Annotated in this window: 1 protein-coding gene; it reads right to left on the minus strand. The window is 56.9% G+C overall.

Annotation, left to right across the window (positions count from 1 at the left end):
• A partial coding sequence (locus IT084_RS17890; protein WP_195714203.1) for a recombinase family protein occupies nt 1-255 on the minus strand: 255 nt, incomplete at both ends.

A 255-nucleotide genomic window follows, 5' to 3' on the forward strand; every position in this document is an offset into this window, starting at 1 on the left:
CGGACTGGGCGTCTTCCGGTTCTTTTTCCGCGATGGCGATTGTTTCCACGCCGCAGTATTTCAGGTGCCGCTCGATATATGAATATCCGAACCGGGCCAACCGGTCGGGATATTCGATGATGAGCTTACTGTACTCGCCCCGCTCGGCCAGTTTGAGTACGTTCGCTAAACCGCGGCGCTTCTGGTTTAGGCCGCTGGACACGTCCGTGAATTCCGCCCTGACGGTAAAACTGTTTTCCCGGGCGTAATGCCGCA

It is taken from the genome of Desulfallas sp. Bu1-1 (assembly GCF_015594625.1).
Taxonomy (GTDB): Bacteria; Bacillota; Desulfotomaculia; order Desulfotomaculales; family Desulfallaceae; genus JADNRQ01.